Below are 18,828 nucleotides of genomic sequence, written 5' to 3'. Positions count from 1 at the left end.
TGAAACCATCATCCCGATGGATCACAGGCCGATGATGCACTAACAATCAACTTGGACCAGTCAGATGAGGCTGCTCAGCAATTACCGGCCAAAATTACCTCTTGCGTTTTGGGCGTCTACACATGTCGCAAACTTAAATGAGATTAGCATAGTTAGTGCTGACGAGCCGATTATCCAGCCAATCTGGCAAACTGTTGAAATGGAGAGAGTCCAGGCGTGAACTGACCTTTGCGGATCATGTTGACCAGTTCGATACCAGCCAAGGCAGATGCTGCTGAAGCGAAAGACTTGAATCCCAGCATGGGCCTGATCCGACGTTTGATGAAACGGGAAGTTTTAGCGCGGTTCATACGAAAAAGTTGACGGCACACCTGGCAAATTCTTTGTAGCCTTATCGCGATTCGATGTGGATTATGTTAAAGTAACGGCGGCTTTCGTGGACGAAGTTACTATGCTAGTACACCTTGTTTTTCTAGGTTTTTTGCGGCTTAGGTCTAGCCTCATCGCTATTGTGATGTTCGGACCTGCTATTGTACTGGCGGACGTATCTGATTTCAGACGTATGGCGCTTGTCATAGGAAATTCACAGTATGAGTACGTTTCGAATATTCCGAACTCGGCAAATGACGCCCGGGATATAGCAGCAGCGCTTGGTCGGATAAGTTTTAATGTGACCGAATTATACGATCTCGACTATCGCCAAATGCGGCTGGCCCTTCGGGATTTTTCCGACAAGGCTGCGACGGCCGACGTGGTATTGGTCTATTTTGCGGGTCATGGCATCGAAATAGACAACACTAATTACCTGATTCCCACCAACGCGGAACTCAAAAGCGACAAGGATGTGGAATTCGAGGCTATACGGCTGGACTCGGTACTAAATTCGGTATCGACGGCGAAAGGTCTCAAACTTGTTCTTATTGACGCCTGCCGAAACAATCCGTTCCTTTCTGATATGGAGCGCACAACCGCGACGCGGTCGATCGGGCGCGGATTGAGCAGTATTGACCCCGGAGGTGTTCTGGTCAGCTATTCTGCGCGCGGTGGAACTTTGGCTTTGGATGGAAAAGGTCGCAACAGCCCATATGCCGAAGCCCTGCTTGAACATATTGAGGTTCCCGGGCTGGAACTTGGGAAATTGTTTCGCAAAGTCCGGGTTTCAGTCTTTAAACTTACCGATGGGTACCAAGAGCCCTTCACTTATGGCTCATTGCCAGGGCGGGATATTTTCCTTGTCCCTGCAGCGGCCAAGGTGCCTTCCATTTTAAAAGAAACGCCTGCGCCTGTTGCCGAGTCCTCGCCTGAAGATGAGCGTGAAAAATCTGCCCAACGCGTTCTGCGCGAAGCGTTAAAGTTGGATGATCAAACGGTCAAGTTGGGCGCTTTGAAGATGATCGCGCAGCTCTATCCAAATACACGCGCTGGTCAATATGCGGCTGACGTAGCCGATGTGCTCAGCCGTTCACAACCGATTAAGAACAACGCCAGCGTGCCTACAGAGTCTGCTGCCGCGTCCCAAAGCCCGATCAACACGACGAACCAGGAAAACGTCGCGGGGCAACAACCAGATCCAGCCCTTGTGGCAGAAAAGGATCTTAATCTCAGCCAAAACGACTATCGCAACATTCAACGTGGTCTGAATTTCCTAGGGTATTCAGCCGGGCCTGTTGATGGGATATTCGGTACGCGCTCTCGTGCGGCACTAAAGCAATTTCAGAGTAAAAGCGGTTCGACCAGAACGGGGTATCTGACAGCGCAAAGCCTTGCTGTGTTAAAGAACGTCGCAAAGCCGCCACCCTCGGCGCACAGCGAGGAACAAACGAGCGGCGAAACGCTTGCTGCCTTGCCGAAGACGACCCAAACCGGCGCAGTAGCGAACAGCTACCATGGGGATTACTCAATCGTGGTCAGAAGACGACCCAATCCAAACTACAATGACCCTGAGCTTGCTAAGGATCGGCCCAAAATAGTGTTGCAGATGGTGTACCGGAAGTCGTCCGCCGGGTTTCAGATGATCAGCGCTCAGGATCTGACGGAAGGTGGTGAAAATCGACCAAAACGATTTCGCGCATCGTTATCAGAAAAGGGGCGGTTGCGTATTTCGGGAAATACAGGGTACCTGTTTGGTAAAGTAAGAATTGTCCCCTTCTCAATTACTCAGAGAATTCCTGCAGACTTTTCCAAGGGGCAAACCCTCCACTCCAACCAAGGCCAGTTCGACGAAGCCTTTTTCATGGATGTGACGATAACAAAACGTTGAAACTCACAACACGAAGTATTCGCAGCTACTCGGGTACGCGCCTGTTGAGTTCAACTACTTGAATTTCTGTCTCGCCATCATCGTGAATGAAACTCGCAGCCACTGGCCATCGTCGTTCAGCGTCCACAGTTTTTGCCGTCGCCATGGTCATATAAATGGGACGAAACCCATCGGCATCCGGTGCTAGGGTCTTGATCCAGCTTTCCAGGCGTGCAGCGACATTTATCGTATCACCGATGACGTTATAATGCATGGATCCGCTGACACCCAGTGTGCCACCGATTGCTTCTCCACTGTTCAGCGCAATCCGTAGCTTGTATGCACGTTGATTTCGAAAAGTGTTATTAAGTGATGCCACGGCTTCGCGCATGGCGTTGGCACAACGTAGTCCGGCCTGCGCGTCCGATTGCCTTTGCTCGTGTGTTTCGCTTGGAATTGGCGCGCCAAACACAACCAGTATGCCGTCTCCTGTATATTTCTCGACAAACCCACCATGCGCGCGAGCGATTTCACCCAGCCGATCAAGAATTCGCGCGATCCACGTCATAAACTCGTCTGCATCCATCGCATTCCCGGCGAGGGTCGACCCTTCAATATCCGCAAGCAGCGCCGTAACATACAGCTGTCGAGATCGGGGCTTTCCACCCGACATTAGATTTTTGCGCTGCTTCCAGATCTCAGCTGACAACTCTTCGGACAAATGAGATGAAAAAACCTGTGCGATCGCGCGTCTTTGGTTGCGCGAAAAGCCTGAGATGATCCCAAAGCCGAAAAGAAACCCGAAAGTCCAGCCCAGCAGAGAAGGCGCGACAGGCATTAACAACGCGAACTGTTGAAACATTGACAACGTAGTCGTTAGCAGGACGCCACCTATCCCAGCCAGCAACGCCGCATTGCCGGTGACCCTGACGAAAACAGACACGCAGGCACCTAAGAAGACCGATGCGAGGATGATGAACGAAGGGAACTGGCCGTCCAAAGCGCGCAGTGGAGAGGCTTGGCCGTTGAAGTAGTCAATCAACTGTTGAACGATGGCGGCATGAATTTCGGCACCAAAGGTAAAATCTGACCCGGTTGATCGGTTGAGTGGTGTTGAAAAGTAATCTTTTACGGAATGACTGGTAACGCCGATTATCACGGCATTTCCCTCAAAGCGATCCAGCCCAGTTTGAGTCAGAATCTCTGCGGCGGGAACACTGCGCGTGATCGGCAATGCATTTTTGTAATCAATGACGATTTGATAGCCTGACGTATCCACGTTGCGGAACAGGTTTGCACCCGGGGCCAAGGGTTTTACAACTGTATCGCCAAACATCAAATAGCGCGGATTGTCGGGAGCGCTTTTCAATGCGGGTTGCCCGGTATGGGTCGCGGCCAGATGCATAGGCAGTGACAGGGAAATACCATCGTGCGTATTTACTAACAACAAGGCGCGTCGGGCAACGCCATCAGGGTCAATTGGAATATCAGCGAACCCCGTGTGCGTGCCCGGCGGCGCTGAAATGCCAGCAGTCTCGCTATCCTGCAATTTCGAGATCACGAAAACTCTGGGATCGCTCAGCACCTCAAGTAAGGCGTCCCGACCTTCACCTGCCGGAACGTCCCTGTAAATGTCGACGCCCACCGTAGTTGCACCAGAGGCGAGCAAGGTGTTTACAATCTGTGCCAATTGCCGATCGGGGACAGGCCAACCCCATTCGTTCAAATCTCGGTCGGTGATGGCAACCAGATAAACGTCTGTTATAGGTTCATCCGCGGCAAAGGCCGATATTGTCCAATCGTATTGGAGAAGCTCAAGTGACTCGAGCATGCCTTTTTTCCTGAGTTCGACCAGAGGCATGCCGACAATCAGTGTAATGACACAGACCAAAACCCAGCGTTGCCAAACCGGCATGAGCGATGACGTTCTCTGCCATGCATGCTTTTGACGCTTCGATGTCACTGACCTACGCCAGCTGAGTTCAGCAATTGTTCGAGTTCGGCTGGGTTCGTCGCCTGCACACGGCCGCTGAGGCCTATATCCACAAGTTCAGAGAGCGCATCGAACCACAGACCAGCTGCGGCCGGGGTGTCGGATCTAAATTCTTCCGGCAAACGCTCGATTAATCCTGATGTACGTTCGACCACCGCGTCGGTGTTTGGATCGAGCAACTCGAGTTGCAAAAGATAAACTCGGTCGGTGTCCAGCAGAATATTTGACCTACTGAGGTCCAGACCATAATCGCCGGGTGGGAAAGGGCCACTGATGTGTAACTCTATTGCAGTCATCCCGGATGGGCCCAGTTTGACGATTACATTTCCTCGATGGCCCCGAGTTAGCCGCCAGATCAACGGCGGAAAGGCTTGAGTTGTTAGCCCACCGTCTGCTGGAACCAGTAGCAATAGGTCAGAAGCGGCATCCGAAGGTATATTCCGAGTGCCTGCGCCCATTCGATCCTTTGGCGTACCTATTTTGGGAGGAACAAACACAATTTCTGCGGACGTGTCAGTGTTTTTCTCATCGCCGGAAGCCAGCGCAAAACCGCTGAGAAACAGGCCTGCAGCCAGTACGAAGACAAAAACAGCTATTGATACCCAATTCCACGACACAAGACGCCTCTCGAAGAAAACTGCAAGTGTATCCGCTTTTTGAAGGTTTAGCGTAGGCTTGAAACTACGTTGAGTCCAGTTCCTGCTCTGTCTCGCTTCAGCTGATCCTAAGCTCGGTGGTCAGGCAATTTTATGCTAAAATAAGGATCTGTTCGGTTCAGAGTCGAGTCTGTGCTCATGGTTCCTGAAAGAAAATGGCGACGCGGCGCCTCGTGTTTGTTGGTGGTTTGTTTGCTCTTGATCTTGCCGCTTGCGGCAGAGGCTAAGGGCAAGCGCGTCGCTCTTGTAATAGGTAACTCCGCCTATCAATACGTCCCGGACCTGCGCAATCCGGCCAATGACGCTGAGGACATATCTAAGGCGTTACAGCGCATTGGGTTTGAGGTTACACAGCATCAAAACCTGAGTTACACCGATATGCGCATTGCATTGCGCGACTTTGCCGAAGCCGCAGCCGATGCGGAAGTGGCGCTTGCGTATTTCGCGGGCCACGGAATCGAAATTGAGAACACAAACTATCTGATACCCGTGAATGCCGCGCTAAAGAGTGATCGGGATGTAGAATTTGAAGCCATTCGTCTGGACGCTATCGTGAATGCCATTGCTGGCTCGTCCGCTCTAAGTATCGTGATTGTTGACGCATGCCGAAACAACCCGTTTTTGGCCCAGATGAAAAAGGCCTCGAGCACTCGTTCAATCGGGCGCGGTCTGGCCGCAGTTGAACCAAGAGGAGTCGTGGTCGGATACGCGGCCCGAGGTGGGACTCTGGCGCAGGATGGCGACGGCCGGAACAGCCCTTACGCGCAGGCGTTTCTGGAACATGTTGAAGAACCGGGAGTGGAACTTGGTAAACTGTTCCGCAAGGTGCGCGACCGCGTGGTCGCACTGACCGACGGGTATCAGGAGCCTTTTGTCTATGGCTCACTACCGGGCGAGGACATTTTTTTGGTCCCCAAGGTAGAACAGGCTTCATTACCCGTCCCTGACCTTCAGGAGTCTGACGAACCAGTCTTGCGGCCGCAGGTAACTCAGAAAAACGCGCTGGCCGCAGCTATGAAGGTGAACACAGTCAGGGGGTGGGATTTGGTCGCCAGATCCTATCGCGCTGCAACGTTATCCGAGCCCGAAATACTGAAGCGGATGGCTCAGATCACACCTGCCTGGACCAGAAAAAGCGGGCGGCTCGATGAGATAGAAGCCGCGCTCTTGCCGGGCCCTGCTCAGAAGAAGGAAGTACAACAAAGTCTTAACAACTCAGGCTTCGACGTCGGTACACCTGACGGAGTTTTCGGACCGCAGACCCGATCAGGCATCAAGGCGCTTCAGGCCAACATCGGGTTAGAACCAACCGGATATGCCGATCTTGCTGTCCTGTCCGGCTTGGGGATCAGACCGCTGGCGGATGATGGCGCGAGTTTTATCAGCAATCCCTTTGCTGTCCGACAGAATATATCCGAGCTGGAAGTGTTAGGTGAATCCGAAGAGGTCACGCAAATTCTTGGCTGTTTAGGCCTGCGTAAAAGCGTCTATGGTACGTTTCGCGGAAACCTATATATTGCGCTGGTTTATTCAGGCAGTGTGCAGAGTGCGCGCAGCGAGGCGCAAAAATGTGGCTTGGATTTGGCCGCAATAACATCGGCTGCAGAGAATGCGTTCATCGTCCGGATGATTTCAAGTGACCCAGCTTTCTTTGAATTGGGATACGACAGCAAAACGAAAATCAGCTACAAGGCCGGACCCTATTTCGGGTTCAGAAAGGACCCCAAAGAAGACGGTGCCATCATCGGATGGCGATGGTTCAGCGGAGAACCCGTGAGCTACACCAACTGGTTGCCATCCAAGCCAAACAAAACCCACGGCAAAGGCAGAAAATCATTTGCCCAATTTCAGTACGAAGCGCGAGGACGGCGCGACCTTGACGATGTGACCCCAACAAAATGGTTCGATGGCTCTGGATGGAATGCGCGTTCCGTGGTCTTGGAAGGTTCTCTGAAATAACGCGCTCTGCCCAAAGGGTTTCAGCGAAGCTATATTTTTTATGAGGATACGCTGGCAATCGGATCGGCATATTCGATTCATTCAGGTTATGTGGTAATGTTCAGGCGTCTCAATTTGTTCCGATCGGGGGCAGTTTGTTTAATAGTTCATATCAATATCCTTTCAGGACATTCTTATGGCTGATAGGCTTTGCGATTTGGTTCTCGGTTTCGCATGTTGCGCACGCGGACACCAAACGGGTCGCATTGGTGATTGGAAATGCCGAGTATCAACATGTCGCCAATCTTCCAAATGCAGGCAATGATGCCTCGGATCTGGCCAAAGCCTTGCAACGGATCGGTTTCACGGTTTGGCACAATCAGAATCTAGATTACCGTGGTCTCCGTATTGCGTTGCGCGACTTTGGTCGAGCGGCGAAAGATGCGGATATGGCCATCATCTATTTTGCGGGTCACGGGATTGAGATCGAAAACACAAACTACCTTATTCCAGTAAACTCAGAACTGCGCAGCGATCAGGATATCGAATTTGAAGCGATACGGTTGGACTCCGTCATCAGTTCTTTGTCGGGTGCCGATGGGTTAAAGGTCGTTTTGATCGATGCGTGCCGGAACAACCCATTCCTGAGCACGATGGAAAGAAATGGCGGCACACGCTCCATCGGTCGCGGATTGGGTCGTATTGACCCCAGCGGAGTATTAGTAAGCTACGCAGCCAAGGGTGGAACGTTGGCTCTTGATGGAGTGGGGCGTAACAGCCCGTATGCCACAGCGCTGCTAAAGCACATCGAAGAGCCTGGGCTGGAACTAGGTAAAATGTTCCGCAAGGTCCGCGACACCGTATTTAAATTGACAGGTGGGTTTCAGGAACCTTTCACCTACGGTTCTTTACCAAGCCAAGATATCTACCTAGTTCCGGTGGCAGTGCCCGTGCCGTCGGAAGCCAAGCGTGTTGGGTCTGACAACCGTGAAATCTACGCTGACTTTGAGTTGGCTCGTTCACTCGGAACGCTGGATGCAATTGAGTCCTTTCTAAACCGTTATCAGGAACAGAATGATCACTTTGCGGTAACGCTCGCCCTTTCGCTTCGAGATGATCTGCGTGAGAAGGCAAGGCAACAAGCTGCTCCTGACGACAACCCCAGAACGAACGAGACGGAAGTCGCCGTTGTGGCTCCGCCGGACAATCCGACTGAGGAAGCACGGACACGCAGCCTAGTCCGTGACATTCAGAGCGAATTGAACCGCGTCGGATGCAGTGCGGGCGCGGCGGACGGCGTTGCAGGTCCTCGCACTAGAGCGGCATATACCAGATACCGGAACGCCCGAAAAAACCTGGGGCTTCCGGCGGAAGGTCTGATCCAACAACAGACCCTCATTGCGCTTAAAAAAGAACCGGGTCGCGTTTGCAAGGAAGTTGCGGTTGCCGTAGGTTTAGACGGTGATTACGTCATCTCCATTCGGCGTAGATGGGATGATGACTATTGGCAGACTGCAACGCGCGGCGACGAATCCTACTACCCCGGAAAAATCGAACCACTCGCGTCATTGCGGATCAATCGGAAAGGCAGCAAAGTGACTCTGGTGTCCGCCCAAGCGTTTACCGGAGGCGGTCCGTGGTTCAAGGATTTCCAGGGGTCATTGGATGACAACGGTCAACTGAAACTCCGTTTCACCCTAAGCTCACATTTTGGTCCACCGGTGACGCCCTACAAGGTTCGAATTGATGTAAAATTGCCTCAAGGACTGCAACCCAACCGACGCCTCGTGTATGAGCCACGACGTATCGACGGTCAGTTTTTCCTGAATTTCCTGGTTAGGCGTGCGAACTAGCTTCCAACGGAATTCCCAAGATGACGGAGGTCGACAAGAGCGGCATGATTACCAAGCTGCGTGCCGTTTGCGCCAAAGTTGCAGAGACCATTTTCCTCTACTACGAAGTCGGCCATCGGCTTGAGAGCCGTTGAAAATAGGATTTCCACTAAATCAACTGAAGTAGCTGCATGTTGTTGTAGAATTCCGTACCCTGCCATGAGGTCGGTGATATCGGAAGGTGGTGGGCGGGATCACAGCGAACGGCAGCTATGCGGGCTGCACCACCAGCATTCGGCTTCGACGCTAAAGGTCCGGTATGGGGCGCTCACAAACTTCTCGATTTAGATGTGGAATCTTGAGGTATTCCCTGCCAAATCGACCTGAAGACGTCGAGGCACACAATCAGCATGCCGCCTTACATAGCCTCCAACGTGTGGGCGAGGCCATTTCTGATGTGATCTTCCAACAGTTTTTTGGCTGTATCAGCGTCTTTGGCCAACGCGGCATCGAACATTCGTTTGTGTTCTTGGGCTGCAACCTCACCTCGGTAGGTCAGTACGAGCATCTGATAACGAAGGTACTTGTCATAAATGATTGAGTGAAGGGATAAGAGGTTCTTGGAATTACAGGCTGCAATCATCGCTTGATGAAACTCTGAATCGTACCTCTTCCAGGTTTCCTTTTCAGAGTCATCTCCCTTGAGAAGCCGTTGCTCCATCAAATGCAGCTTATGATGCGCAGCGACCAGGTTGCCTTCCCAGTCCGTGTCGCCATTCGCAATGGACAACTCCAACGCGTGGCATTCCAGCAGAACGCGCAGTTCTGAAATCTCGGTCAGGTCTTCTCGTGAAACTGGCGTGACCAGGAAACCCCGTTGCTCAGGAGCTTCGACAAATCCGTCGCTGGCGAGCCTGTTCAGCGTTTCACGAAGTGTCGAAAGGCTTGCCGAATAGCGTTCCTTCAAGGCGTCCAGCTTCAGTTTAGAGCCGGGCTGCAGCTCCCCGAAGATGATGTCCCGCTTGATGCGCTGATAGGTGCTTGCACCTATCGTAGACGGCTGTTTCGCCATGCGTTTCACCCGATATTTTTAGTTTCCTCGTTCAAGTAGCATTTTTTTGAGACATCAGCAATCCAAACTGATGTATGGTATAAATAATAATATCATACATTATTGCGGAATCGCGAAAACCCCAATACGGTCGGGGCCAAATTGGGCAAGGCAGCCTGATCGCAATCAACGGTTTCGGGATTTTCCGGACCCTCCGGAAGGAAGCAAAGTGTCTAAGAACTTTCGCATTGCCATTGTCGGCATTGGTCTTGTTGGACGCCGCCACGCAGACGCTATCCTAGCGTTGCGCCATGTTGATCTCGTTGCGGTAGTCGACCCCAGTGATGAAGGTCGTGCTTACGCCGTTGAGCACGGGGTCGCATGTTACGAGACCCTCGAGAAAATGTTTGCAAATCAGACTCCAGACGGAGCTGTTCTTGCGACCCCGACCACACTTCATGTTGAACAAGGCCTCACGTGTGTTCGACACGGTTGTCCTGTTCTTGTCGAAAAGCCGATCGCCGTAGAAGCCACCGCTGCGCTTGAGCTTGTTCAAGCTGCGGAGAAGGCCAATGTGCCACTGATGGTCGGCCATCATCGCAGACACAATCCTCTGATCAGGTCGGCTAAGGAAGCCATTGTCGATGGAAAAATTGGAGATGTGCGCGCTGTCCATGCGAATTGCTGGTTCTATAAGCCAGACGAGTATTTTGATGCTGCGCCCTGGAGAAAGAAACCCGGTGCAGGGCCCATCTCGGTCAATCTTGTCCACGATGTGGATCTGCTGAGGTACCTGGCCGGAGAAGTTGTGACCGTACAGGCTCAGTCGGCTGCATCGCAGCGGGGCTACGACAACGAAGATGTTGCTGGTGCGCTGTTGACGTTTGAAAGCGGGGCGATAGGGACCATAAGTGTGTCCGACAGCATCGTTGCTCCATGGAGCTGGGAGATGACGTCTCAGGAATATCCAATCTATCCTTCGACCACAGAGAGTAGCTATATGATCGGTGGCTCTCATGGTTCGTTGTCCGTTCCCGATCTTCGCCTGTGGAGTTACCAGAGTGAGCAACGGGACTGGTGGACGCCTATCTCATCGACCGCGCTGAAGAAGGGTGCGTCTGACCCTTTGGTCAATCAGCTCAGGCACTTTATTGAAGTAGCTCGGCACGAAGCAGTGCCGATTGTGTCTGGATGGGAAGGTTTCAGAACGCTTCAAGTTATTGAAGCTATTCAGAATTCTTGCAGAACAGGTGAAACGGTCAGGATCAAAAGCTTACAAAAAACACCAATGGTAGATATGACAGTAGTATAAAATATCAGATATTTTGCAAAAAATCTTGCAAACTTTCCAAAATAGGTCAAAACTCTGAATCGCAAAAAAGAAGCATCATGATGTCTCAGGGAGGAGCAAAGTGATTACCAAACTTACCCGCCGGGCTGCTGTATCAGCCCTTGTTGCAACCGGTGTTCTGTTTGGCGCGACAAGCGGTGCGCTGGCGGAAGACAAAGTGCAACTTCGCCTCGCAACATCAGGATCGGAGACCGACCAGCGTTCAGTCGCTATGGCCGAGGTTTTCGCGCCGATGGTCGCCGATTTCGCAAGCTACGAGCCCAGCTATAATGGAACCATCTTTGCCCAAGGCACCGAGTTGGACGCCATCAGCCGGGGTAACCTGGAAATGTCGATCACCTCGGCGCAGGAACTGGCACAGTTCTTCCCCGAGTTTTCGATCTTTACCGCAGGTTATGTCCACCAGGACGCCGCGCATCAGGTGGCTGTCTTCAATGATCCCTTGATGGATGCCTTTAAGCAGAAGGCCGAAGAAGAACTAGGCGTCAAACTGCTGTCGGTCATGTATCTGGGCCGTCGTCAGGTGAATCTGCGCCAGCCCAAGGATGAGCTGACAGTCACGACGCCCGCAGACTTGGAAGGCGTGAATCTGCGGATGCCGGGCACCGACGCATGGCAGTTCCTTGGCAAGGCGCTGGGTGCCGCGCCGACACCGATGGCCTTCTCCGAAGTCTATACCGCGCTGTCGACCGGTGCCGTTGATGGGCAGGATAACCCGTTGCCGACCGTCGTCGACGCCAAGTTCTATGAAGTGACCAATCAGATCGTCCTGACATCGCATCTGGTCGACCTGAACTATATCGCCATCGGCAAAGAGGTTTGGGACGGGCTGACACCGGAACAGCAAGCCAAGGTTCAGGAAGCTGCGGACGCAGCAGCTGAATCAGGTCGCCAGAAGCAGCTTCAGAAAGAAGAGGATCTTGTCAACTTCCTGAAAGAGCAGGGCATGGAGATTTACGAACCCGATCTCGCTGCGTTCCGCGATCAGGTACAGTCTATGTATCTGGACAGCGAATTCGCAGGCTCATGGCCCGAGGGTGTTCTGGATCAGATCAACGCACTGGGCAACTGAGCCCAGTAAGACAGGGGAGGGAGAACCATAATGAAGGCCTTTATGAAGGGGTTCTCCCGACTGACCGAAGCGATTGCCGGCGGGATGCTGGCGGCAATCTTCCTTATCTTCCTTCTCCAAATTCTACTACGGTACTTCTTCACCCCAGCAGGCTGGACGCTGGAATTGATCGGCATTCTTTGGGTCTGGGTGATTTTCTTCAGTTGCGCTTTCATCGTGCGCGAACGGGATCACGTGAAGTTCGACATCATCTATCTTTCGGTGCCGATGCGCGTACGGCAGGTCTTTGCGATGCTGGCGGCCGCAGCGATCGTAGTCGGTATGCTCTACAGCTTCCTTCCGACGTGGGACTACATCGACTGGATGAAAATCCGCAAGACATCGACTGTCCGCAATCCGTTCTCCGGTGAGAAGATACCGCTGCGAACAGTATTCTCGATTTACGCGGTATTCATGCTGGTCGTCGCAGCGCGCTACGCGTGGCTATTCTTCGACGTCATGCGCAATGGCCCACCAAAGACAGAGTTGGAACTGGTCGTTGGGTACAACGTGGTTGACGATCATCCCCGTGTCGACGTCGAAAAGGATGAGGAAGTTAAGAAATGAGTTTTGAACTTCTTTCCTGCCTGCTCGCTCTCTTTCTTCTGGCAGGCATCGGGACACCTATCGGCTATTCCATCCTCCTGGCCTCATTAGTGTACCTGGGTACGGCCGGGCTGGACGTCGCCCTCGCGGGCGAGAAGATCCTGCAAGGTTTTTACAAAAGCACGATCCTGCTTGCCGTGCCTTTGTTCATCGTCGCCGCGAATATCATGAACGCTGGATCGATCACGGACCGTCTTTTGAACTTCTGCGTCGCTGCTGTCGGTCGTTTCAAGGGCGGCCTCGGGCACGTAAACGTGGTAGCGTCACTGATCTTTTCGGGTATGTCCGGCTCGGCCGTCGCGGATGCTGCTGGGATCGGGAAGATCATCATTGAAATGATGACCAAGGATGGCCGCTACAGCCGAGGCTACGCAGCTGCAATCACGGCGGCGTCGGCAACGATCGGCCCTATTATTCCGCCCTCTATCCCAATGGTTTTGTACGCGCTCGTTTCCAAGGCCTCCATCGGGTCGCTGTTTCTCGCCGGTATTCTGCCGGGCCTGATCATGGGCGTCGTCCTCATGGCGATGAACTATTATCTGGCCGGAAAGCGGAACTTTGCATTGGAAGAACCTGTTCCACTGCGCGAGTTGCCGGCTAAAACCGCCAACGCATTTCCGGCACTGCTGATGCCCGCAATCCTGCTCTACGGCATATATGGGGGCGTCACCACTCCGACCGAAGCTGCCGCCGTAGCTGCATTCTACGCCCTGCTACTGGCAGCGTTGTTCTACCGAGCGCTGACCTTCCGCGGCCTTTATCAGGTGTTCGTCGACAGTGCGCGCTCTTCCGCAGCCGTCGGGGTTGTCATTGGTGGCGCGTTCATTCTGAACTTCATCGTCATCCAGGAACAAATACCGCAGTCTATCTCGGCGCTGCTGGAGGGTTCCGATGTCAGCCCGATTGTGTTCCTGATCCTCGTAAACCTGCTGATCCTCGCGCTGGGATGCGTGTTAGACGCAACAACGATCATCCTGGTGATTGTGCCCCTGTTCATTCCAACCTGCGAGGCGCTTGGGATTGATCTGGTGCATTTCGGGGTGCTTGTCGTCGTGAACTCGATGATCGGTCTGATCACGCCGCCCTATGGCATTCTGCTCTTTGTGATCAACGCCGTGACGGACATTCCGCTACGCGAAATCATCTCGGAAATCTGGGCCTTCCTCGCGGTTCTCATCTTCGCCCTGGTGATCATGATACTGATGCCGGATCTGGTCCTGTGGTTGCCGCGTATGTTTGGATATCAGGGATAATGTGCCTCTCGGTTTCGACAACTTCGATCCCCGGTGATCTGGCCGAAAAACTAAGCACTATCGCTGACGCGGGATTCGGGGGTGTCGAATTACACGAACCGGACTTGACCGCTTTTGACGGGCCGCCATCGCAAATTCGGAACATTGCATCAGATCTCGGCCTGAAGATTTGCCTGCTGCAACCTTTCCATAACCTTGAAGGTCAGTCTGGCGGCGGACGGGAGCGCGCCTTTGATCGACTGAAGCGCAAACTCGACCTGATGAGCGAATTGGGTACGGATCTGCTGCTAATCGGGTCCGCATTCGAGGTCGATGCCGCTGCGACCGAAGAACAGGTAATCGCAGATCTTGGCGAGGCGGCCGAAATAGCAAAGGCATTGGGGTTGCGTCTGGCCTATATGGGCTTGCCATGGTCGGATCTTATTCACTCGGATGAACAGGCGTTAGGCGTCGTTGAAGCTATCGACAGCCCTTATTTGGGGTTGGCCTTGAATTCCTTCTTCTCGCTTGCCGACGGGTCCAAACCAGCCTGCCTTCGGGACATTCCCGGAGAGCGGCTGTTCCATGTACAGCTATCCGATGCACCCCGACTTGAGATGGATATTCGCAGGCTCAAACGGCACTTTGGGCTTCTGCCGGGGCTTGGGTCGCTGAACCTTGCGGGCTTTGTGCGGGTGTTGTCCCGCGCTGGGTACAAGGGGCCTTGGTCTATTGCGCGTGTCAATGAAGCAGCTCCTCAACCCGGTGGCCGGACACTGGCCCAAGACAGCTACAGGTCGCTGGTGAACCTGTTAGATGAGGTTTCCCGGGCCGAACCGGGAACAGATTTCGGCATCCCGGACCTGCCGGAACGCGTCTATGCGTCAGGCTTCGAATTCGTCGAATTTACAGCCGACGAAACAAGCGGCGCGCAGCTGGCAGATATGCTGTCGGCAATGTGTTTTCGAATGGAGCGAAAACACGTAACCAAGTCCGTCGAGTTGTGGCGGCAGGGCGCGATAAACATCGTTGTGAATACCGAAAAGGAAGGTTTCGCCCATTCGGCGTTCCTGGGTCACGGCCCCTCCGTGTGTGACATGGGGTTGCGTGTCAAAGATGCGGATCAGACGGTTCAGCGAGCGACCGCGTTGGGCGCGCCGAATTTCTCACAGCCGGTAGGGACTGGGGAACTGGACATCCCGGCCATCCGAGGTGTTGGTGGCAATGTTGTCCATTTCATAGATGAGAAATCCGATCTGCATCGGGTTTGGGACATCGAGTTCGAGCCAGTCGCCAAGACCAAAGCGATCCAGCCTGCTGGTCTGCGCCGCATCGACCATCTGGCGCAGACGATGCGTAACGATGAGATGCAAAGCTGGCTGCTCTATTACATTTCGACTTTTGAGATGGCAAAATCTCCGATCGTGAACGTTGCCGACCCTTCAGGTGTCGTGCAAAGCCAAGCCATCGAGAGCCCCGAGGGCGAAGTGCGTTTAAACCTGAATGGTGCAATTGGGCGTCGAACACTGGCGGCTTCATTCCTTGAAGACGGTTTTGGCGCCGGCGTTCAGCACATAGCCTTCCAGTCGGACGACATATTTGAAACCTCAGCCCAATTGCGGAAGTCCGGCTTTCCCAGCCTGTCCATCCCAGAAAACTACTACGCTGATCTGCAAGCGACATTCGGGTTAAGTGAAGACCTGATCGCCCAAATGCGTAGGGATAACATTCTCTACGACCGCGCAGCGGGTTCCGAGTATTTTCAGATCTACAGCCGACCTATCTTTAACGGCTTCTTCTTTGAAATTGTTGAGCGCCGATCTGGCTACTCCGGCTATGGCGCGCGCAATGCTGCGTTCCGATTAGCGGCCCAAGCGCGACACCACATGGCGGAAGGAACAACCTGAAATGAAGGCGGCACTAATCGGCCAAGGTATTGCTGGCTCCATGACGCCTGAGATGCACGAGGCAGAAGGTCGGGCGCAGGGTATCGATCTGAGCTACGGTAGGATCGACACTGCAAAAGAGCCATTTCGTGGAATGTCGGTCGCTGATTTACTGCATTATTCCGTTGAATTAGGCTGCGCGGCGGTCAACGTGACGCATCCCTACAAAGCATCAGTCATTGATCATCTTGATGAGCTTTCCAAGACTGCTGAGGAGCTTCAAGCTGTCAACACGGTGGTTTTTTGTGACGACCGAATGGTTGGCCACAACACCGACTACATAGGTTTCCACAGTGCCTTCGGAGAATTTTCGGGATCATCGAAGACTGAAACGGTTCTCATGTTTGGTGCTGGTGGCGCGGGCAGTGCAGTCTCTTTGGCTTTGCTTGATTCAGGTGTTCGAGACCTGGAGATCATTGATCCTGACTTCCACCGAGCGCAGGCGCTGGTCAGTCGACTAGAGGTCTTGCGCCCTTACGCAAAGATTCAGGGTTCCCCTTCGATTTCGTTGGATCGGATCGAACTTGTGGACGGAGTGGTCAACGCAACACCACTTGGAATGGACAAGTACCCCGGAACAGTCATTGAACCATCCCTGTTGCGGCCCGATGCATGGGTGGCAGACATCGTATATTTCCCGCTTGAGACACACCTACTGAGCAGGGCCCGCGCAACTGGGTTGAAAGTGATGAATGGTGCTGGAATGGCGGTTCATCAGGCTGCAGCGTCTTTTGAAATCTTCACCGGCTGCACCGCCTCAATCAGTCGCCTTCAAAACGTTTTCGATTCACTTCGTCAGCAGCGCATGCGCGAGTTTAGAGGTGCAACGGTATGACAAACGACGAACAAGCAATCCGCCAATGGTGGCGCACATCCATCATTGACATGAAACCCGGCAAGATCGCGTTTCGTGGCAACGCAATAGAGGATCTGATCGGGAACGTTTCTTTCCCGCAGATGATCTGGCTGATGGTGCGGGGCGATCTGCCCAGCGACGCACAAGCGCGTCTGTTCGAAGCCGCTTTGGTCGCAGGCGTGGATCACGGCCCACAGGCCCCCTCAATCGCGGCGGCGCGCATGGCTGCCACCTGCGGGGTAGGTCTCAATAATGCGATGGCGACTGCGGTGAACATGCTGGGCGATGTGCATGGCGGAGCAGGCGAACAATGCGCCGAGCTTTACTATGATATCTCGGAACGCATGGATGCTGAGGCATCGCTGAATAATGCTGTTCAGGACGGTCTGGACAGCTGGCGCGAGACGTACGGCAAGATCGTATCGGGCTTTGGTCACAGGTTTCACAAGCCTGTCGATCCACGCGCACCACGATTGATGCAACTTGTTCGTGATGCGGCGGCAGAAGGCACAGTATCTGGCCGGTTTGCCGATATCGGAGAAGAGGTTCGCGCCGAACTCGGTCGTCAACGCGGCGGTCGGCCAATTGCCATGAATATCGACGGCGCGACAGCTGTGATCTTCTGCGAACTTGGCTTTCCTGCGCCCTTGTCGCGGGGGCTGTTCTGCCTGTCCCGCTCGGTCGGAATACTTGCCCACGCCTGGGAGCAGACGAGCCAGGGCGGTCGGAACAAAGGGCCTATGCCCCCAAATTACTTACCCCTCTACGAAGACAGGAATGATGACAGGTGAGACATCGAAATCCTTCCGGGTCGGCCTTATCGGCTGTGGTCGTATCAGCGATATCTATCTAAAAACACTATCTAAATTTTCCAGCGTCGAGGTCGTGGCTTGCGCAAGCCTTGACCCTTCTGAAAGCCGCGCCAAAGCGGATCAATACGGTATCGCCAAGGCCTGCACGCCAGGTGAAGTGTTTGACGATCCGACGATTGACTGCGTTCTGAACCTGACAATTCCGGCGGCGCATGCCGAAATCAGCTTGCGCGCGCTGGAGGCGGGGAAACACGTCTATTCCGAAAAGCCACTGGTCATGAACCGAACGGACGGTAAGGCGATCCTGCACATGGCCTCTGAAAAGGGGTTACTGGTCGGTTGCGCACCCGACACATTTCTGGGCGGTCGCTGGCAGACCGTTCGGCGCTTGATCGACGAGAGTGCCATTGGCAAACCAACAGGGATTTTTGCCCATGTCGGTACCCACGGGACGGAGCGCCACCATCCCAACCCGGATTTCTACTATAAGGCGGGTGGCGGGCCATTGCTGGACCTTGGGCCGTACTACCTGACCGCCATGATCTGCTGCCTTGGTCCCGTTGACCGGGTTGCCGGAATGGCTCGGCGCACGTTCGACAATAGGATGATCGAAAACGGTCCACGCAACGGTGAATGGATGGATGTCCAGGTCGACACGCACTCCCTGAGCCTGCTGCAGTTCTCTTCCGGAGCAATAGGGTCGATGACCATGAGCTTCGACGTCTGGGACAGCGAAACTCCGCGGTTCGAGATCTATGGTGAAAACGGAACCATCAGCATCCCTGACCCTGACCCGGTTCATGGCGCCAACATGTTTCAGGGGGATGTCTGGCTGAAAACGCGGGATACCTCGCGCTGGTCTCATCAGCCCCGTCCAACCGGTCGTGAAGACTGGCAGGTTGTTGAAAACAGACATGGGTTTAACGAAGATAGCCGCGGGCTAGGTCTTTTGGATCTGGCCCTGGCGGCGCAAGAAGGACGCCAACCCCGTGCAAGTGGAGCGCTTGCCTACCATGTATTCGAGGTCATGGACGCGATTGAACGGGCGCCGAAATTTGGTGCCTATCAGACGATAGAAAGCCGTTGCGAGGCTCCGGAACCTTTGCCGGTCGATTTCCTGAACGATGATGTCTAACGTCAGCGCTTGTGGGACAGATTTGAGGTTTTCGTAACGGAGGATTTCTGGTTCATCGCAGCCTATATGG

The 18,828-nt window shown here is 53.7% G+C and carries 14 protein-coding genes and 1 pseudogene; 11 read left to right on the top strand and 4 right to left on the bottom strand.

The annotated features are described in order from the left end of the window. Positions 1-170: 170 nt before the first annotated feature. A pseudogene (locus tag AC2FPW_RS00635) lies at positions 171-329 on the bottom strand (IS6 family transposase); the annotation flags it as partial. A 107-nt stretch (positions 330-436) separates the two neighbouring features. Between AC2FPW_RS00635 and AC2FPW_RS00630 the strand changes: the two are divergent. Then, positions 437-2,260, top strand: a complete 1,824-nt coding sequence (locus AC2FPW_RS00630; RefSeq protein WP_496812246.1) for a caspase family protein — start codon at positions 437-439, stop codon at positions 2,258-2,260. 25 nt (positions 2,261-2,285) lie between these two features. On the opposite strand, the gene AC2FPW_RS00625 is transcribed toward AC2FPW_RS00630, so the two are convergent. Both AC2FPW_RS00625 and AC2FPW_RS00620 read right to left on the bottom strand, forming a co-directional pair. Next, complete coding sequence (locus AC2FPW_RS00625) at positions 2,286-4,100, bottom strand: CHASE2 domain-containing protein (RefSeq protein ID WP_496812245.1); 1,815 nt, start codon at positions 4,098-4,100, stop codon at positions 2,286-2,288. 98 nt (positions 4,101-4,198) lie between these two features. After that, positions 4,199-4,849, bottom strand: coding sequence for a DUF928 domain-containing protein (locus AC2FPW_RS00620; RefSeq protein WP_496812244.1), 651 nt, complete (start codon positions 4,847-4,849; stop codon positions 4,199-4,201). A 222-nt stretch (positions 4,850-5,071) separates the two neighbouring features. Here AC2FPW_RS00620 and AC2FPW_RS00615 point away from each other — a divergent pair, with 222 nt between their 5' ends. Both AC2FPW_RS00615 and AC2FPW_RS00610 read left to right on the top strand, forming a co-directional pair. After that, the gene (locus AC2FPW_RS00615; RefSeq protein WP_496812247.1) at positions 5,072-6,847 is read left to right on the top strand and encodes a caspase family protein; all 1,776 of its coding nucleotides are present in this window, start codon (positions 5,072-5,074) and stop codon (positions 6,845-6,847) included. 134 nt (positions 6,848-6,981) lie between these two features. Further along, a complete protein-coding gene (locus AC2FPW_RS00610; protein WP_496812243.1) occupies positions 6,982-8,679 on the top strand; it encodes a caspase family protein in 1,698 nt (565 codons plus the stop codon). A 397-nt stretch (positions 8,680-9,076) separates the two neighbouring features. Here AC2FPW_RS00610 and AC2FPW_RS00605 read toward each other — a convergent pair whose 3' ends face one another. Further along, positions 9,077-9,730, bottom strand: a complete 654-nt coding sequence (locus tag AC2FPW_RS00605) for a GntR family transcriptional regulator (RefSeq protein ID WP_209506749.1) — start codon at positions 9,728-9,730, stop codon at positions 9,077-9,079. A gap of 208 nt (positions 9,731-9,938) precedes the next feature. Between AC2FPW_RS00605 and AC2FPW_RS00600 the strand changes: the two genes are divergently transcribed. The 8 genes from AC2FPW_RS00600 to AC2FPW_RS00565 all read left to right on the top strand — a co-directional run bounded on the left by AC2FPW_RS00600 (position 9,939) and on the right by AC2FPW_RS00565 (position 18,758). Then, positions 9,939-11,021, top strand: a complete 1,083-nt coding sequence (locus AC2FPW_RS00600; protein WP_496812242.1) for a Gfo/Idh/MocA family protein — start codon at positions 9,939-9,941, stop codon at positions 11,019-11,021. Positions 11,022-11,121: 100 nt separating this feature from the next. Next, positions 11,122-12,132, top strand: coding sequence for a TRAP transporter substrate-binding protein DctP (gene dctP, locus AC2FPW_RS00595; protein WP_496812241.1), 1,011 nt, complete (start codon positions 11,122-11,124; stop codon positions 12,130-12,132). A gap of 30 nt (positions 12,133-12,162) precedes the next feature. Continuing rightward, positions 12,163-12,738, top strand: a complete 576-nt coding sequence (locus AC2FPW_RS00590) for a TRAP transporter small permease (protein WP_480483576.1) — start codon at positions 12,163-12,165, stop codon at positions 12,736-12,738. Further along, entirely contained in the window at positions 12,735-14,030 is a 1,296-nt protein-coding gene (locus AC2FPW_RS00585; protein ID WP_170753386.1) for a TRAP transporter large permease, read from the top strand. Before AC2FPW_RS00590 ends, AC2FPW_RS00585 begins: the two co-directional genes overlap by 4 nt. Next, on the top strand, positions 14,030-15,916 hold the full coding sequence (locus AC2FPW_RS00580; protein WP_496812240.1) for a bifunctional sugar phosphate isomerase/epimerase/4-hydroxyphenylpyruvate dioxygenase family protein: 1,887 nt from the start codon (positions 14,030-14,032) through the stop codon (positions 15,914-15,916). The genes AC2FPW_RS00585 and AC2FPW_RS00580 overlap by 1 nt, the downstream gene beginning before the upstream one ends. 1 nt (position 15,917) lies before the next feature. Beyond that, positions 15,918-16,790, top strand: coding sequence for a shikimate dehydrogenase (locus AC2FPW_RS00575; RefSeq protein WP_496812239.1), 873 nt, complete (start codon positions 15,918-15,920; stop codon positions 16,788-16,790). Beyond that, positions 16,787-17,602 (top strand): citryl-CoA lyase, encoded by an 816-nt coding sequence (locus AC2FPW_RS00570; protein ID WP_496812238.1) that lies wholly within the window; start codon positions 16,787-16,789, stop codon positions 17,600-17,602. The genes AC2FPW_RS00575 and AC2FPW_RS00570 overlap by 4 nt, the downstream gene beginning before the upstream one ends. Further along, positions 17,592-18,758, top strand: a complete 1,167-nt coding sequence (locus tag AC2FPW_RS00565) for a Gfo/Idh/MocA family protein (protein ID WP_496812237.1) — start codon at positions 17,592-17,594, stop codon at positions 18,756-18,758. Before AC2FPW_RS00570 ends, AC2FPW_RS00565 begins: the two co-directional genes overlap by 11 nt. The last annotated feature ends 70 nt before the right edge of the window (positions 18,759-18,828 follow it).

Source organism: Ruegeria sp. SATB027 (assembly GCF_059613825.1).
The sequence above is the reverse complement of the archived record's forward strand: the minus strand, read 5'-3'. Positions and strand labels throughout refer to the sequence as shown.

What these genes read in the sequence shown, in the direction of transcription:
- AC2FPW_RS00565 (WP_496812237.1), top strand. Translation starts at nt 17,592, where the DNA reads ATGACAGGTGAGACATCGAAATCCTTCCGGGTCGGCCTTATCGGCTGT.
- AC2FPW_RS00570 (WP_496812238.1), top strand. Translation starts at nt 16,787, where the DNA reads ATGACAAACGACGAACAAGCAATCCGCCAATGGTGGCGCACATCCATC.
- AC2FPW_RS00575 (WP_496812239.1), top strand. Translation starts at nt 15,918, where the DNA reads ATGAAGGCGGCACTAATCGGCCAAGGTATTGCTGGCTCCATGACGCCT.
- AC2FPW_RS00590 (WP_480483576.1), top strand. Translation starts at nt 12,163, where the DNA reads ATGAAGGCCTTTATGAAGGGGTTCTCCCGACTGACCGAAGCGATTGCC.
- AC2FPW_RS00625 (WP_496812245.1), bottom strand. Translation starts at nt 4,100, where the DNA reads ATGCCTCTGGTCGAACTCAGGAAAAAAGGCATGCTCGAGTCACTTGAG.
- AC2FPW_RS00580 (WP_496812240.1), top strand. Translation starts at nt 14,030, where the DNA reads ATGTGCCTCTCGGTTTCGACAACTTCGATCCCCGGTGATCTGGCCGAA.
- AC2FPW_RS00605 (WP_209506749.1), bottom strand. Translation starts at nt 9,730, where the DNA reads ATGGCGAAACAGCCGTCTACGATAGGTGCAAGCACCTATCAGCGCATC.
- AC2FPW_RS00585 (WP_170753386.1), top strand. Translation starts at nt 12,735, where the DNA reads ATGAGTTTTGAACTTCTTTCCTGCCTGCTCGCTCTCTTTCTTCTGGCA.